Annotated in this window: 1 protein-coding gene; it reads right to left on the bottom strand. The window is 55.1% G+C overall.

Going from position 1 to position 1,258, the window contains the following annotated elements; translation table 11 throughout:
- Positions 1–37: 37 nt before the first annotated feature.
- A protein-coding gene (locus tag PG879_RS20420; RefSeq protein WP_102948393.1) for an IS3 family transposase occupies positions 38–1,242 on the bottom strand; the annotation gives its coding sequence in 2 pieces (ribosomal slippage) (positions 38–924 and positions 924–1,242; 1,206 coding nt in all).
- Positions 1,243–1,258: the final 16 nt, after the last annotated feature.

The following is a 1,258-nucleotide window of genomic DNA, read 5'->3' as shown; positions in this document are numbered from 1 at the left end:
TGGATTTGACCCCATAGGTCCAGACACTTTTTCCCGCTTAGGGTTGTGATACCCGACTGCGCAGAAATTCCCGTGGTGAACGGTATCCCAAGGCGCTGTGCGGGTGGTGCTCGTTATAATGCTCAAACGCAATAGCCAAATTGCCTACCGCTGTTCGGCTATCCGGTTTTGGCATCATCTCGATATAGTCTCGCTTCATCGTCTTCACGAAGCTCTCCGCTATACCGTTACTCTGTGGGCTTCTCACTGCTGTCGTTCTGGGCTCCAACCCGATTTCTCGTGCAAACGCGCGGGTCTCATGGGCTCGATACGCCGAGCCATTATCAGTCAGCCACTCCACCGGTGATGCCGGCAACGAATCCCCAAAGCGATGTTCGACAGACCTCAGCATGACATCTTGCACAGTGTCACTATCGTAACCCCCAGTACTGGCCGCCCAGTCCAACGCTTCCCTATCGCAGCAATCCATGGCGAACGTGACACGTAGTTTTTCACCGTTATCGCAGCGAAACTCGAAGCCATCTGAGCACCACCGTCGATTGCTCTCCTTGACGGCAACACGCCCCTTATGTGCCTGCTGGGCCAATGGTGCAGCTGGTTTTCTTTCCAGCAGCAAGCCATGTTCGCGCATGACGCGATATACCCGCTTAGCGTTTACCACAGGTTGTTCTGTTGCCTCAGACTGACGCCGTAACAGCGCCCAGACCCGGCGATAGCCATAGGAGGGAAGCTCTGCCATCGCCTCCATGATACGGCCAAGTAAGGCTGCATCATCACGCTGGCGATGATGACGACCATCTTGCCAACCCGGTTTTCGATGAACACGAACGGATAGCTGCGCACGCGATACATTAAGAGCCTGGCTCACAGCACTTAATCGTCGTCCCCCGGCAACAAGGGCGCATGCGCAATCCATTTTTTTGCTCGACCATACTCCACGGCTTCTTTGAGGATCTCGTTCTCCATGGTCTTCTTCCCGAGCAGACGCTGAAGCTCTCGGATCTGCTTGATGGCAGCAGCCAACTCGGAAGCAGGAACAACATCCTCACCGGCGGTGATCGCCGTGAGAGACCCTTCTTGGAATTGCTTACGCCATTTGAAAAGCTGGTTTGCGTTGACGTCGTGCAAGCGAGCAACATGAGAGACGGTCATCCCGGGCTCAAAGGTCTGCTGCACGATGGCGATCTTTTCTTGTGGAGTCCGGCGTCGACGGCGCTCGGCCCCTGTTAACACTTCGACCATCTTCTCGTTGTGACTA

Source organism: Aeromonas sp. QDB63, assembly GCF_027707425.1.
GTDB classification, from domain to species: domain Bacteria; phylum Pseudomonadota; class Gammaproteobacteria; order Enterobacterales; family Aeromonadaceae; genus Aeromonas; species Aeromonas caviae.
Note: the sequence above shows the minus strand (reverse complement) of the source record. Positions and strands in the feature narration are given on the sequence as shown.